General features: G+C 70.2%; 15 protein-coding genes. 12 read left to right on the forward strand and 3 right to left on the reverse strand.

What is annotated here, in order from left to right:
* Nucleotides 1-7: 7 nt before the first annotated feature.
* The 3 genes from CQ393_RS02555 to flgA form a co-directional block, all read right to left on the reverse strand.
* Nucleotides 8-346: a flagellar protein FlgN gene (locus CQ393_RS02555; RefSeq protein ID WP_153190051.1), complete on the reverse strand. Its 339-nt coding sequence runs from the start codon at nt 344-346 to the stop codon at nt 8-10.
* Entirely contained in the window at nt 343-645 is a 303-nt protein-coding gene (flgM, locus tag CQ393_RS02560; protein WP_153190052.1) for a flagellar biosynthesis anti-sigma factor FlgM, read from the reverse strand. Before flgM ends, CQ393_RS02555 begins: the two co-directional genes overlap by 4 nt.
* 65 nt (nt 646-710) lie before the next feature.
* Nucleotides 711-1,355: a flagellar basal body P-ring formation chaperone FlgA gene (gene flgA, locus CQ393_RS02565; RefSeq protein ID WP_153190053.1), complete on the reverse strand. Its 645-nt coding sequence runs from the start codon at nt 1,353-1,355 to the stop codon at nt 711-713.
* A 97-nt stretch (nt 1,356-1,452) separates the two neighbouring features.
* Between flgA and CQ393_RS02570 the strand changes: the two genes are divergently transcribed.
* From CQ393_RS02570 to flgL, 12 genes are all read left to right on the forward strand, one after another.
* Nucleotides 1,453-2,397 carry a chemotaxis protein gene (locus CQ393_RS02570; protein WP_153190054.1) on the forward strand — a complete coding sequence of 315 codons (945 nt, stop codon included), beginning with the start codon at nt 1,453-1,455 and terminating at the stop codon, nt 2,395-2,397.
* 208 nt (nt 2,398-2,605) lie between these two features.
* A complete protein-coding gene (gene flgB, locus CQ393_RS02575; protein ID WP_153190055.1) occupies nt 2,606-3,004 on the forward strand; it encodes a flagellar basal body rod protein FlgB in 399 nt (132 codons plus the stop codon).
* A 22-nt stretch (nt 3,005-3,026) separates the two neighbouring features.
* Nucleotides 3,027-3,434, forward strand: coding sequence for a flagellar basal body rod protein FlgC (gene flgC, locus CQ393_RS02580; protein ID WP_153190056.1), 408 nt, complete (start codon nt 3,027-3,029; stop codon nt 3,432-3,434).
* A gap of 26 nt (nt 3,435-3,460) precedes the next feature.
* On the forward strand, nt 3,461-4,135 hold the full coding sequence (locus CQ393_RS02585) for a flagellar hook capping FlgD N-terminal domain-containing protein (protein WP_153190057.1): 675 nt from the start codon (nt 3,461-3,463) through the stop codon (nt 4,133-4,135).
* Nucleotides 4,136-4,172: 37 nt separating this feature from the next.
* A complete protein-coding gene (gene flgE / locus CQ393_RS02590) occupies nt 4,173-5,450 on the forward strand; it encodes a flagellar hook protein FlgE (RefSeq protein WP_153190058.1) in 1,278 nt (425 codons plus the stop codon).
* Nucleotides 5,451-5,585: 135 nt separating this feature from the next.
* Complete coding sequence (locus CQ393_RS02595; RefSeq protein ID WP_153190059.1) at nt 5,586-6,335, forward strand: flagellar basal body rod protein FlgF; 750 nt, start codon at nt 5,586-5,588, stop codon at nt 6,333-6,335.
* A gap of 100 nt (nt 6,336-6,435) precedes the next feature.
* Nucleotides 6,436-7,221: a flagellar basal-body rod protein FlgG gene (flgG, locus tag CQ393_RS02600; protein WP_153190060.1), complete on the forward strand. Its 786-nt coding sequence runs from the start codon at nt 6,436-6,438 to the stop codon at nt 7,219-7,221.
* A gap of 23 nt (nt 7,222-7,244) precedes the next feature.
* Nucleotides 7,245-7,937: a flagellar basal body L-ring protein FlgH gene (flgH, locus tag CQ393_RS02605; protein ID WP_153190061.1), complete on the forward strand. Its 693-nt coding sequence runs from the start codon at nt 7,245-7,247 to the stop codon at nt 7,935-7,937.
* An 8-nt stretch (nt 7,938-7,945) separates the two neighbouring features.
* Nucleotides 7,946-9,061 carry a flagellar basal body P-ring protein FlgI gene (locus CQ393_RS02610; RefSeq protein WP_153190062.1) on the forward strand — a complete coding sequence of 372 codons (1,116 nt, stop codon included), beginning with the start codon at nt 7,946-7,948 and terminating at the stop codon, nt 9,059-9,061.
* 1 nt (nt 9,062) lies between these two features.
* Entirely contained in the window at nt 9,063-10,241 is a 1,179-nt protein-coding gene (gene flgJ, locus CQ393_RS02615; protein ID WP_153190063.1) for a flagellar assembly peptidoglycan hydrolase FlgJ, read from the forward strand.
* A gap of 11 nt (nt 10,242-10,252) precedes the next feature.
* Nucleotides 10,253-12,136, forward strand: coding sequence for a flagellar hook-associated protein FlgK (flgK, locus tag CQ393_RS02620; protein ID WP_153190064.1), 1,884 nt, complete (start codon nt 10,253-10,255; stop codon nt 12,134-12,136).
* On the forward strand, nt 12,136-13,338 hold the full coding sequence (flgL, locus tag CQ393_RS02625; protein ID WP_153190065.1) for a flagellar hook-associated protein FlgL: 1,203 nt from the start codon (nt 12,136-12,138) through the stop codon (nt 13,336-13,338). Before flgK ends, flgL begins: the two co-directional genes overlap by 1 nt.
* The last annotated feature ends 62 nt before the right edge of the window (nt 13,339-13,400 follow it).

The raw sequence follows: 13,400 nt of genomic DNA on the forward strand, positions 1-13,400 counted from the left end.
CGCGCCCTCAGGCGACGGCCAGCGGCTTGCGGGTATGCAGCAGGTGGGCCTGGCCCTTGGCGTCGTAGGCCGAGGAGGCTTCGCTGCGGCCGAGCTGGCGTAGCGCCCAGCTGACCTCGCGCCGGCGGCGGGCCAGCAGCGCGCCGTTGGCGCGGTTGCGTTCGGCCAGTTCGCGCAGCCGCTCGGCGTGCTCCAGCGGCGGCCGTGCCTCCAGGATGCGCAGCGCCTCGAGTTTCAGGCTCGTGGCCGCCACCAGCGCCTGCACGTCGTGCTCGACCAGCGCCTGGCGCTCGCCGTCGAGCGCGTCGCTCAGCTGCTGCAATGGGTCGGCCACCGCGAGCTTCATGCGCGCAGTTGCTCGTCCTGGTCCAGCATGCGCTTGGCGATGGCGTCCGGGTCGATCCGGTAGCTGCCGTTCTCCAGCGCTTCGCGCACGGCCTGCACGCGGGCGGTGTCGATCGCCGGGGCGGTGGACAGTTCGCGCTGCAGGGCCTGCAGGCTGGTGGCTTCGCCGGTCAGGCGCACGCTGTCGGCGGCCTCGACCGGACGGGCCTCGGGTCCGCCGGCTGGGGCGGCCTTGGTGGGCGTGGCGACCGGGCGCACCTGGGTGCTTGCCGTGATCCCGCCGTCGATTTTCTGGCTCATGTGATGGAAGTCCTGATTCGGTACACAGGGGTTAACGGCAACCCGGGGGTAATCTTTAGCGGAATCTATCGCGAAACCAGCACGTCGCCGGCGGCGGTCGCGATGCCCTGCACCACCCGCCGGGAGGAGAGGTTCTCCACCGGCACCCGCTCGGCCTCGCCGGCATCGGCCAGCGCCTTGCCGGCCACCCGGACCTCGACGCCGCCCCGCCGGGACACCAGGGCGACGCTGTCTCCGCGGCGGATGATACGCGGGGCAACTAGGTCGGCGGCCGACAACAGCGTGCCTGCACTCATCGCACGCCGCGCCACCCGGCCGATGGCCGATTGCGGGTCGGACAATACCGCACCGGCGATGCGCGCGGTGTCACGGCGCACGCTTCCCATATCGGCGGCGGTCAGCACTTCTCCAGCGGCGACGCCGCGGGCCAGCACCAGCACGTCCTGCTCGCGGCGCACCGTCACCGGCACGAACAGCTTCCAGCCGCCGGCCTGCGGGCACCCCACTTCCACCGTGCGGTTGCCGGTGGCCCGCGCCTGCAGCGCGACCGGGCAGGCCGGCAGGCGCAGGCCGGCGTCGACGCTGGCCTCGCCGTCGGTGGCCGGGTCCAACGTGGACAACGCGGCCGCGCGGATCGAGGCCACGGACTGGAAATCGCCGGCCCAGGCGGGGGCCGCCAGCAGCAGACACAACAGGGCCAACAGGCGCATGGGCAACTCCGCCATGGATAAGGTCGCCCGTTTCCCTGCAAGCGGCGTGCCGGAAGCCGCGCTCAAGTCCCGCCCCCCGCCTGCCGATACCGGCTGCATGTCACATGACCTGCTCAACCGCATCGACCAGCGCACCCGGCTGGCCGGCCACAACCGACTGGCCCTGCTGCTGTTCCGCCTTGGCGGCCGTCAGCTTTTTGGCGTCAACGTGTTCAAGGTCCAGGAAGTGCTGCGGCGCCCGCCGCTGTTCCTGGTCCCGGGCCTGCCGGTGCAGTTCTCCGGCGTGGCCGACGTGCGCGGCCGTTCGGTGCCGGTGCTGGACCTGGGCCTGGCGATCGGCCATCCGGAGCGCGAACCCGATGCGGATACCTCGCCGGGCTACCTGGTGGTCACCGAGTTCAACCGCTCGGTGCAGGGCTTCCTGGTCAGCGGCGTGGAACGCATCGTCAACATCGCGGTGGAAGACATCCAGCCGCCGCCGGAACTCGGCGCCGAGTCCAGCTACCTCACCGCGGTCACCCGTTTCCAGGGCGAACTGATCCAGGTCATCGACGTGGAGAGCGTGCTGGCCGACATCGCCCAGGTGAGCAAGGAAGCCGTGCTGGACCCGTCGATGGCGCTGCCCTCCGACGCGCCGCCGATGCAGGTGCTGGTGGTGGACGACTCGCGCGTGGCCCGCCAGCAGATCCGCAGCGTGCTGGACCAGCTGGGCGTCACCGCGACCCTGCTGTCGGACGGCAAGCAGGCGCTGGACCACCTGCTGCAGATCCATGCCGCCGGCGAGAACCCGGCCGAACGCTATGCCATGGTCATCTCCGACATCGAGATGCCGGCCATGGACGGCTATACCCTGACGACGGAAATCCGCCGTCACCCCGGCCTGGCCGGGCTGTACGTGCTGCTGCACACCTCCCTGTCCGGCGTCTTCAACAACGCCATGGTCGAACGCGTCGGCGCCAACGCCTTCGTGGCCAAGTACAGCCCGCACGAACTGGCCGACTTCGTGCTGCACCGCCTGCGCCAGGTGGCCGAGGCGGCCTGAGCCACCGGTGCGGGGCTGCGCTCCGCACCGCCTGACTGGCCCCGCACGCGCGGACCGGCCTGACTCCTGCGGGTGACGGACTCGTCCATCTCAGCGTCGATGAGATAACCCGGGCCACTACGCCGTTCCTGGCCCCTTCCCGCTGACTCCTGCCGTTCTGGCACACCGCTTGCAGCTTCCCGGGCATCGTTCCCCCGGGAGGCGCGCCATGCCCAACCTCATCTCCAACTATCTGGGCGTCCATGCCCAGGCCATGCCGTTGCGCGAGCAGCGCATGAAGCTGATCGCCGGCAACCTGGCCAACGCCGACACGCCCGGCTACAAGGCCCGCGACCTGGACTTCGATGCGGCCCTGCGCAACGCCCAGGGACTGGACGGCAACGGCCTGCTGGCGACCACCGCCGAGCAGCACTACCCGGTCGGCGGCGATGGCCTCAATCCGTTCCAGGTGCTGCGCCCGGGCGTGCAGCCCAGCCTCGACGGCAACACCGTCGACCCGGATGCCGAACGCGCCGCCTACGGCCGCGCCGCGCTGGAATACCGCGCCTCGCTGAGCTTCGTCGAGTCCAAGGTGCGCAGCCTGCTGACCGCGATCACCGGCCAGTAAGCCGGCCGCCACGGAGAACACCATGAGCAACCTGCCCATCTTCGACATCGCCGGCTCGGCACTGCAGGCGCAGTCGGTGCGCATGAGCACCATCGCCTCCAACCTGTCCAACGCCGACACCGTGGCAGGTTCGGCCGAGGCGGCCTACAAGCCGCTGGAGCCGATCTTCCAGGCGGTCACCAGCCGCGAGGACCCGCGCCTGACCCGCGTGGAGGTCAAGCAAGTCACCCAGAGCGAGGCGCCGCCGCTCAAGCGCTACGAGCCCAACCATCCGCTGGCCGACGGCGATGGCTACATCTACTCGCCGGACATCGATCCCGTCGCGCAGATGGTCAACCTCATTTCCACCTCGCGCAATTACCAGGCCGGCGTGGAAATGCTCAACACCGCCAAGGAACTGACCCTGGCCACCCTGACCATGGGCCGCTGAGCCGGCCGCCACGGAACCGCACTGTCATGAGCAGCATCAACACCAATAGCGACCTGTTCGGCGCGCTCGGGCTCAACGCCCCGGCCACGCAGAACACCAAGAAGAAGGACGCGCTGGACCAGGCCGATTTCCTGCGCCTGATGACCACCCAGCTGCAGCACCAGGACCCGCTCAAGCCGATGGACAACAGCCAGATGGTCGCGCAGATGGCGCAGCTGTCCACGGTGCAGGGCATCACCGACCTGAACAAGACCGTCAGCGGTTTCCAGGAATCGATGGCCGGCGACCAGATCCTGCGCGGCGCGGCCATGGTCGGCCACGACGTGCTGGTGCCGTCGACCAAGTTCCTGCTCGGCGAGGAGGGCGACACCGGCGGCACGCTGGCCGCGCCCGGCGCCGGCACCATCACCGTGGACGTCACCGATGCCAACGGCAACAAGGTCACCCAGCTGAGCGTCCCGGCCGAGGCGGCCGGCGAAGTGCCGTTCCAGTGGGACGGCACCGACGCCAACGGCAAGCGCATGCCGGCCGGCGCCTACACGCTCGCGGCCACCTACACCGACGGCAGCGGCAAGCAGACCAAGCTCAGCACCTACGTGCAGGCCGAAGTGGAGAGCGTGACCGTGGGTGCGGACGGGCTCTACCTGAATCTCAAGGGGCTGGGCGCGGCCCCGCTCGACTACGTGCTCCGCGTCAGCTGAGCCCCACACCTTCCACGGATTCCCCAGGAGTTTCGCCATGGGCTTCAATACTTCCCTGTCCGGCATCAGCGCCGCCAACGCGGACCTGAACGTCACCGCCAACAACATCGCCAACGTCAACACCGTCGGCTTCAAGGAATCGCGCGCCGAGTTCGCCAACGTGCTCAACGCCACCGGCTACGGCCTGCTCGGCAACGCGATCGGCTCGGGCGCGCGCCTGACCAACGTCGCCCAGCAGTTCTCGCAGGGCAACATCGACCAGACCGGCCGCAGCCTGGACCTGGCCATCGAGGGCGAAGGCTTCTTCACCCTGAACATGAACGGCAGCCGCGTCTACTCGCGCGCCGGCAATTTCCAGGCCGACAAGAACGGCTACGTCATCAACCCGCAGGGCGCGCGCCTGCAGGTGTACGCGCCCAGCGCCGACGGCACCCGCTTCGACGGCGGCCTGAGCGACCTGCGCCTGCTCAGCAGCGACAGCCCGCCGCGCCCGACCAGCCAGGTCGAACTCTCCTTCACCCTGCCGGCCAACGCCGAGGCGCCGACGATCACGCCCTTCGATCCGGCCAGCAGCAACAGCTACAACTTCTCCAGCGGCGGCATCACCGTGTTCGATTCGCTGGGCGTCAGCCACGTGCAGACCTCGTATTTCGTCAAGACCGCCAATCCCAACGAATGGCAGGTCTTCAACTTCGTCGACGGCGTGCCGGTCAACACCGGCAGCGTGCCCGGCGACCCGACCGCCACGCCGCCGGTCCCGGCGGTCATCGGCACCCCGACCACGCTGCAGTTCTCCGACAGCGGCGCCCTGACCGCGCCCGCCAGCGGCCGCATCGACCTGGGCACCTTCACCCCGACCACCGGCGCCGGCCAGTTGGTGATGAACCTGGACATCTCCGGTTCCACCCAGTACGGCGAGAAGTTCAACCAGTACAACACCGGGCAGGACGGCTACGCCTCGGGCAAGCTCAACGAGCTCAACATCTCCGAGCAGGGCGTGGTCTACGCGCGTTATTCCAACGGCGTGGACGTGGCGCTGGGCCAGGTGGCGCTGACCAACTTCAACAACCCGCAGGGCCTGCTGAGCCAGGGCAACAACCTGTGGACCGAGACCTACGCCTCCGGCACGCCGCGCATCGGCGCGCCGGGCAGCTCGGACCTGGGCCAGATCCAGGCCGGCTCGCTGGAAGCCTCCACGGTCGACCTGACCCAGCAGCTGGTCAACATGATCACCGCGCAGCGCAACTTCCAGGCCAACGCGCAGATGCTCTCGACCCAGGACCAGATCACCCAGACGGTGATCAACATCCGTTAAGGCCGGGAACGGGGAAGCGGGAACGGGGAATGACACGGTGCGGAGGCTTTCCGCCCTGCCCCGCTCCCGCTTCCGCTGCCTCCGCCCACGGCGCTCCGTCATTCCCCCTTCCCCGCTTCCCGGTCCCCGCTCCCCATGGACAAAGCCCTCTACGTCGCCATGACCGGCGCCCGCGCCTCGCTGCAGGCGCAGGCCACCGTGTCGCACAACCTGGCCAATGCCGACACCCCCGGTTTCAAGGAAGCGCTGGCCAATACCGAGGCCTTCCCGGTCCAGGGCCAGGGCTATGCCTCGCGCATCGACGCCCTGCACGTGGATGCCGGCTTCAACCGCCGCGTGGGCGCGCAGCAGATCACCGGCAACGCGCTGGACCTGTCGCTGCAGCCGGGCAGCTGGCTGGCGGTGCAGGCGACCGACGGCTCGGAGGCCTATACCCGCGCCGGCGGCTTGACGCTCACGCCCAACGGCCAGCTGGTCACCGCCGAGGGCAACGCCGTGCTCGACGAGAACGGCAACCCGGTGGCGGTGCCGCCGCACCAGGCCATCGAGATCGGCCACGACGGCACGCTGTCGGTCATCCCGCTGGGCGAAGGCCCGCAGACCATGGCCATGGTCGGGCGGCTGCGCGTGGTGCAGGCGCCGGACGAGCGGCTGCAGCGCGGGCTGGACGGCCTGATGCGCAACACCGACCCGCAGCAGCCCTTCGCCCAGGTCCAGGGCAAGGCGCTGGACAGCGGCGTGCTCGAGTCCAGCAACGTCGACGCCGCCGGCGCGCTGGTGCAGATGATCCAGCTGCAGCGCCAGTTCGAGATGCAGGTCAAGGTCATCAAGCACGGCGACGAGAACGCGCGCAGCGCCAACACGCTGCTGCGCCTGAACGGCTGACGCCGCCGCGCCGGCCGATTGGCGCGCGGATCTGGCACGCCCCATGCATTACATCCTGCAAAGGCCCTGAGGGCCGGCACCAGCAGCAGAGGAACCGCTCATGAATCAGGCACTGTGGGTCGCCAAGACCGGCCTGGATGCGCAGCAGACGCGCATGTCCGTCGTCTCCAACAACCTGGCCAACACCAACACCACCGGCTTCAAGCAGGACCGCGCCAGCTTCGAGGACCTGCTGTACCAGCAGGTGCGCCAGCCCGGCGGTTCCTCCTCGGCGCAGACGCAGCTGCCGACCGGCCTGCAGCTGGGCACCGGCGTGCGCGTGGTGGCCACCTCCAAGAACTTCCAGCAGGGCGGCCAGCAGCAGACCGGCCGCGCCCTGGACGTGATGGTCAACGGCCGCGGCTTCTTCGAGGTGATGCTGCCCGACGGCAGTTCGGCCTATACCCGCGATGGCAGCTTCCAGATGAGCCCGCAGGGCGAACTGGTCACCAACAGCGGCTACCCGGTGCAGCCGGGCATCCAGATCCCGGAAGGCGCGCAGTCGCTGACCATCGGTGCGGACGGCACGGTCAGCGTGAAGATGGCCGGCGACGCCGCCTCGGTCGAGATCGGCTCGCTGACGCTGACCGACTTCATCAATCCCGCCGGCCTGCAGGCCAAGGGCGAGAACCTGTACCTGGAGACCACGGCCTCCGGCCCCGCGCAGAACGGCACCCCCGGCCTCAACGGCCTGGGCGGCATCGTGCAGGGCGCGCTGGAGGGCAGCAACGTCAACGTGGTGGAGGAGCTGGTGACGATGATCGAGACCCAGCGCGCCTACGAGATGAACGCCAAGGCCATCTCCACCACCGACTCGATGCTCGGTTACCTGAACAGCAACGTCTGATCCTCCCGCCTCCGGAACCCGCCATGGCCCGCCTGTCCAACGCCCTCCGTCTTTCCTGCGCCGCCGGCAGCCTGGTGCTGCTGGCCGGCTGCGTGGTCGCCGGCGACGTGCGCCCCTACCCGGCCATGGCGCCGGTGGTGCCGGTGGTCGCGCCCTCGGCCGAACCTACCGCCGGCGCGATCTACGCCGCCGGCCCGAGCCTGAACCTCTACGGCGACCGCCGCGCCCGCGACGTCGGCGACCTGCTGACCATCACTCTGGTCGAGAGCACCTCGGCCACGACCAGCGCCAACACCGCCATCGGCAAGAAATCCAGCATGGAGATCGGTTCGCCGACCCTGTTCGGCGCGCCGGTGACCGTGGGCGGCAAGGACGTGCTGGCCGCCAGCGCCAGCGGCGAGCGCGATTTCAACGGCAAGGGCAGCAGCGCGCAGAGCAACCGCCTGCAGGGCAGCGTGACCGTCACCGTGGTCCAGCGCCTGCCCAACGGCAACCTGGTGGTGCAGGGCCAGAAGAACCTGCGCCTGAACCAGGGCGACGAACTGGTGCAGATCCAGGGCATCGTGCGTTCGGCCGACATCGCCACCGACAACACCATTCCCTCCAGCAAGGTCGCCGACGCGCGTATCGCCTACGGCGGCCGCGGCGCGGTGGCGCAGTCCAACGCGATGGGCTGGCTGGGACGCTTCTTCAACTCGCGCCTGGCGCCGTTCTGAGCATGGCCATGACGATTCCCGCATTCCCGCGCCACGCCGCCGTCCTGCTGCTGGCGGCCGCCTGCGCCCTGCCCGCCCACGCCGAGCGCATCAAGGACCTGGCCCAGGTCGGCGGCGTGCGCGGCAACGCGCTGGTCGGCTACGGCCTGGTGGTCGGCCTGGACGGCAGCGGCGACCGCACCAGCCAGGCGCCGTTCACCGTGCAGAGCCTGAAGAACATGCTCGGCGAGCTGGGCGTCAACGTGCCGGCGAACGTCAACCCGCAGCTGAAGAACGTGGCGGCCGTGGCCATCCACGCCGAGCTGCCGCCGTTCGCCAAGCCCGGCCAGACCATCGACATCACCGTGTCCTCGATCGGCAACGCGGTCTCGCTGCGCGGCGGCTCGCTGCTGATGGCGCCGCTCAAGGGCGCCGACGGGCAGGTCTACGCCATCGCCCAGGGCAACCTGGTCGTCGGCGGTTTCGGCGCGCAGGGCAAGGACGGCTCGCGCGTGTCGGTGAACGTGCCCAGCGTGGGCCGCATTCCCGGCGGCGCGACGGTCGAGCGCGCCCTGCCGGACGTGTTCGGCGCCAGCGGCGAGATCACCCTGAACCTGCACCAGAACGATTTCACCACCGTCGCGCGCATGGTCGCGGCGGTGAACAACGCCTTCGGCGAAGGCGCCGCGCGCGCGGTGGACGGCGTCACCGTGGCGGTGCAGGCGCCGACCGACCAGGGCGCGCGCATCGGCCTGCTGGCGCGCATCGAGAACATCGAGCTCTCGCCCGGCACCGCGCCGGCGCGGGTGGTGGTCAATTCGCGCACCGGCACCGTGGTGATCGGCTCGCAGGTGCGGGTCAGCCCGGCGGCGATCGCGCACGGGTCGCTGACGGTGACCGTCAGCGAGGCCACCCAGGTCAGCCAGCCCGACGCCTTCGGCGGTGGCCAGACCGTGGTCGCGCCGCAGTCCACCATCACCGCCAGCAACGAAGGCAGCCGCATGTTCCGCTTCGACGGCGGCACCACGCTGGACGAGATCGTGCGCGCGGTGAACGAGGTCGGCGCCGCACCCGGCGACCTGATCGCGATCCTGGAAGCCCTCAAGCAGGCCGGCGCGCTGAGCGCCGAGCTGGAGGTGATCTGACATGCGCATCGCCGCCCCATCGCTGGAGCTCAATCCGGTCGTCGCCAACGACCCGGCCAAGATCGACAAGGTCGCGCGCCAGCTCGAGGGCCAGTTCGCGCAGATGCTGATCAAGAGCATGCGCGCGGCCAGCTTCGGCGACTCGCTGTTTCCCGGCGAGAACCAGATGTTCCGCGAGATGTACGACCAGCGCATCGCCGAAGCGATGACCAAGGGCCGCGGACTGGGGCTGTCGGCGATGATCGCCCGCCAGCTGGGCGGCGGCGCGACGGACGCGCAGGCGCCGCTGGATCCCTCGCTGCGGCCGGCGGCCAAGGCCGCGCAGGCCTACCGGCTGATGACGCCGGCCCCTGCCACCGCGCCGGCCACGACGGCGGCGATGGCGGCCGATCCGCTCGGCGCCCTGGGTGGCGCCGCCCCGGCGATGCCGGAAGAACAGATGCTGGACCTGATCGCCGGCCGCGACAGCGGCAGCCTGCACCAGGCGATCGGCGGCCGCGGCATGGCCGCGGACATCGCCCAGCCGGCCGCCGACTGGGCGATGGGCAGCGACCGCTGGAGCGGCGTCGGCCCGGCCACGCATGCCGGCGCCACCGACGTGGCCACCGCCGACGCCGCCGCCGACCAGCTCGGCAAGCACACGCCCGAAGGCTTCGTCGCCAGCATCTGGCCGCATGCCGAGAAGGCCGCGCGCGAGCTCGGCGTCAATCCGCGGGCGCTGGTCGCCCAGGCCGCGCTGGAGACCGGCTGGGGCCGCCGCCACATCCGGCGCCAGGACGGCGCCAGCAGCCACAACCTGTTCGGCATCAAGGCCACCGGCTGGAAGGGCGACAGCGCCACCGCCGCGACCCACGAATACGTCGACGGGCAGCGCCAGAGCCAGACGGCGCGCTTCCGCGCCTACGGCTCGGCGGCCGAGAGCTTCGGCGACTACGTGCGCATGCTCAAGAACAGCCCGCGCTACCAGGCCGCGCTCAAGGCCGGCAGCGACGTGCGCGGCTTCGCGCAGGGCCTGCAGCGCGCCGGCTACGCCACCGATCCGGGCTACGCGGCCAAGATCGCCGCCATCGCCGCCGGCCCGACCATCGAGCGCGCCGTGGCCGCCATCGGCCAGGCCGGCGCCCGCGTCGGCCAGACGTTCGCAAACGCCACCGGCCTGACCGGCCTCACCCGTCGTTGAGATAGTTCCCGATGCCCAGCGTCCTCTCCACCGGCAGCAGCGCCCTGATCGCCTTCCAGCGGGCGCTGGCGACCGTCAGCCACAACGTGGCCAACATCAAGACCGACGGCTACAGCCGGCAGAAGGTCGACTTCGCCACGCGCAATCCCACCGACGTGGGCTACGGCGACGTCGGCAACGGCACCAAGATCACCGATATCCGCCGCGTCGCCGACCAGCTGGCGATCTCGCGCCTGCTCGACAGCAGCGGCGAACTGGCCCGGCTGAAGCAGCTCTCCGGGCTGGCCGACCGCGTGGATGCGCTGTTCTCCGACAGCGCGACCAACCTCAACGGCATCTGGTCCAATTTCTTCGACTCGGTCAGCGGCCTGTCGGCCAACGCCGCCGGCGCCGCCGACCGGCGCAGCATGCTCGACAACGCCAACGGCCTGGTCAACCGCTTCAAGCAGCTGACCGGCCACCTGGATTCGCTCGGCCACGAGGTCAACAACGGGCTGATCGCCGGCGCCAGCGAGATCAACCGCCTGGCCACGGAGATCGCGCAGATCAACAGCGCCATCGGCAGCGACGCCAACCGCGCCGCGCCGGACCTGCTCGACCGCCGCGACCAGCTGATCAGCCAGCTGGTGGGCTACACCGGGGGCACGGCCGTCATCCAGGACGGCGGCATCATGAACGTGTATTCGGCCGGCGGCCACGCGCTGGTGGTGGGCAGCACCGCCTCGCAGGTGACCACCGTGGCCGACCCGTTCCAGCCCGAGCGTCTGCAGCTGGCGCTCCGGACCCTGGGGCAGACCATCGCCCTGGACGGCAAGGCGCTGGGCGGCAGCATCGGCGGCCTGATCGAATTCCGCGACACCGTGCTGACCCCGGCGCAGGCCGAGCTCGGCCGCATCGCCGTCGGCCTGACGCAGGCGTTCAACGAAAGCCACCGCGAAGGCATGGACCTGTACGGCGACATGGGCGCGGACTTCTTCGCCCTCGCCCCGCCGAAGGTCGCCGCGCACAGCGGCAACAACAGCGCCAGCACCGCCACCGTCGCCGCCAGCTACGGCGACACCACCAAGCTCGACGGCCAGAACCTGCAGCTGCGCTTCGACGGCAGCAACTGGGTGGCCACCCGCACCGACACCGGCGCGCCGGTGTCGATGACCGGCAGCGGCACCGCGCTGGACCCGTTCGTGGTCAACGGCATCGAACTGGTGGTCGGCGGCACGCCGGCGCTCAACGACCGTTTCCTGGTGCAGCCCACCGCCGCGGCCGTCAACGGCCTGTCGGTGGCGATCACCGATCCTTCGCGCATCGCCGCGGCCAACCCGGTGCGGGTCAAGGCCGACATGGGCAACATCGGCACCGGCGTGGCCGGCCGGCTCGACGTCACCGACGCGACCGACACCGCCCTGCTCAACCCGGCCAGCATCGATTTCATCGACGCCGACCACTACACCATCGACGGCCTGGGCCCCTATGCCTACACGCCCGGGCAGACCATCAGCGCCAACGGCTGGAGCCTGGTGCTGGACGGCAAGCCGGCCGCCGGCGACACCTTTACCGTGAGCCGCACTCCGGCCGGGTCCAGCGACAACGGCAATGCCTCGCGCCTGGCCAAGGTGGAGGACGCCAAGGCGTTCAACGGCGGCACCGTCACCCTCAACGGCGCGCTCGGCGGCCTGACCACGCAGGTCGGCGCGGCGGCGCGCGCGGCCGATTACTCGCTGCAGGCGCAGCAGGTCATCAACGAGAACGCCCAGGCCACGCGCGACTCGGTCTCCGGCGTGAACCTGGACGAGGAAGCGGCGGACATGCTCCGCCTGCAGCAGGCCTACCAGGCCGCTTCGCAGCTGATTTCCACGGCCGACACCATGTTCCAATCGATCCTGCGGGCGGTGGGCTGATGAACAACCGCATCTCCAGCAGCATGATGTACGACCAGTCGGTCTTCCTCATGCTTTCCAAGCAGAGCAAGCTCAACCACCTGGAGCGCCAGCTGGCCACCGGGCAGAAGATGGTCACCGCCAAGGACGACCCGGTCGCTTCGGGCACCGCGGTGGGCATGGACCGCGTCCTGGCCGAACTGGACCAGCTCGGCGCGAACGCGGCGACCGTGCAGAACCGCCTGGGCCTGCAGGAGAACGCGCTGGCCCAGGCCGGCGAGCTGCTGCAGCGCGTATCGGACCTGACCATTCAGGCCAACAGCGCCGCGCTGTCGGCCGAGGACCGCAAGAGCGTATCGGCCGAACTGCGCACGGTCCGCGATTCGCTGCTGTCGCTGGCCAACAGCACCGACGGCAACGGGCGCTTCCTGTTCGGCGGCACTGCCGACGGCGTGGCGCCGTTCTCGGCCAGCACCGGCACCATCCTCTACAACGGCGACCAGACCCAGCGCCAGGTGGAAGTCGCGCCGGGCAGCTTCGTGCAGGACGCGCTGCCGGGCAGCGAGATCTTCATGCGCATCCGCACCGGCGACGGCACGGTGGACGGCAGCGCCGCGACCGGCAACGCCGGCCAGGCGGTGCTGACCGGCGTCAGCCGCGACGGCACCGCGACCTGGACCGGCGACAGCTTCACCGTGCAGTTCACCGGCCCGGATACCTACGACATCCTCGACAGCGGCGGCAACCCGGTCGGGGGCGGCACCTACGCCGATGGCGACGACATCGTGTTCCAGGGCCTGCGCGTGCGCCTGAGCGGCGTCCCGGTAGCCGGCGACGAGTTCAGCGTCGGCCAGGCCGGCAACCGCGACGTGTTCTCCACCATCGACCGCCTGGTCGGTGCGCTGCAGATGGACACCTCCACCCTCGCCGGCCGCACCGCGCAGCAGAACGTGCTGCAGTCCAGCCTGCGCGACGTGGCCCGGGCGGCGGAAAAGATGATCGATTCGCGCGCCTCCGGCGGCGCCCAGCTCAGCGCCATCGACAACGCCGCCTCGCTGCGCGAGGCCAACGCCATCAGCCTGAAGGATTCGCTGTCGCAGCTGCGCGACCTCGATTATGCCGAGGCCATCGGCCAGTACAAGCTCGAAGGCGCCGCCCTGCAGGCCGCGCAGACCATCTTCACCCAGATGCAGTCCATGTCGCTGTTCAACATGATCCGCTGATCCAGACCAACGCAGAAGCACTGCTTTCCCATACCACGCAAGGCCCCGAACACAACGGAGAA

The organism is Stenotrophomonas sp. MYb238, from assembly GCF_009496535.1.
GTDB lineage: Bacteria > Pseudomonadota > Gammaproteobacteria > Xanthomonadales > Xanthomonadaceae > Stenotrophomonas.

Excerpts from the sequence above, each read along its gene's own strand:
- CQ393_RS02595 (WP_153190059.1), top strand. The coding sequence starts at position 5,586 with ATGGACAAAGCCCTCTACGTCGCCATGACCGGCGCCCGCGCCTCGCTG.
- flgA (WP_153190053.1), bottom strand. The coding sequence starts at position 1,355 with ATGCGCCTGTTGGCCCTGTTGTGTCTGCTGCTGGCGGCCCCCGCCTGG.
- flgH (WP_153190061.1), top strand. The coding sequence starts at position 7,245 with ATGGCCCGCCTGTCCAACGCCCTCCGTCTTTCCTGCGCCGCCGGCAGC.
- flgK (WP_153190064.1), top strand. The coding sequence starts at position 10,253 with ATGCCCAGCGTCCTCTCCACCGGCAGCAGCGCCCTGATCGCCTTCCAG.
- flgE (WP_153190058.1), top strand. The coding sequence starts at position 4,173 with ATGGGCTTCAATACTTCCCTGTCCGGCATCAGCGCCGCCAACGCGGAC.
- CQ393_RS02555 (WP_153190051.1), bottom strand. The coding sequence starts at position 346 with ATGAAGCTCGCGGTGGCCGACCCATTGCAGCAGCTGAGCGACGCGCTC.
- CQ393_RS02570 (WP_153190054.1), top strand. The coding sequence starts at position 1,453 with ATGTCACATGACCTGCTCAACCGCATCGACCAGCGCACCCGGCTGGCC.
- flgJ (WP_153190063.1), top strand. The coding sequence starts at position 9,063 with ATGCGCATCGCCGCCCCATCGCTGGAGCTCAATCCGGTCGTCGCCAAC.
- flgG (WP_153190060.1), top strand. The coding sequence starts at position 6,436 with ATGAATCAGGCACTGTGGGTCGCCAAGACCGGCCTGGATGCGCAGCAG.
- flgC (WP_153190056.1), top strand. The coding sequence starts at position 3,027 with ATGAGCAACCTGCCCATCTTCGACATCGCCGGCTCGGCACTGCAGGCG.
- CQ393_RS02585 (WP_153190057.1), top strand. The coding sequence starts at position 3,461 with ATGAGCAGCATCAACACCAATAGCGACCTGTTCGGCGCGCTCGGGCTC.
- flgL (WP_153190065.1), top strand. The coding sequence starts at position 12,136 with ATGAACAACCGCATCTCCAGCAGCATGATGTACGACCAGTCGGTCTTC.
- flgB (WP_153190055.1), top strand. The coding sequence starts at position 2,606 with ATGCCCAACCTCATCTCCAACTATCTGGGCGTCCATGCCCAGGCCATG.
- CQ393_RS02610 (WP_153190062.1), top strand. The coding sequence starts at position 7,946 with ATGACGATTCCCGCATTCCCGCGCCACGCCGCCGTCCTGCTGCTGGCG.
- flgM (WP_153190052.1), bottom strand. The coding sequence starts at position 645 with ATGAGCCAGAAAATCGACGGCGGGATCACGGCAAGCACCCAGGTGCGC.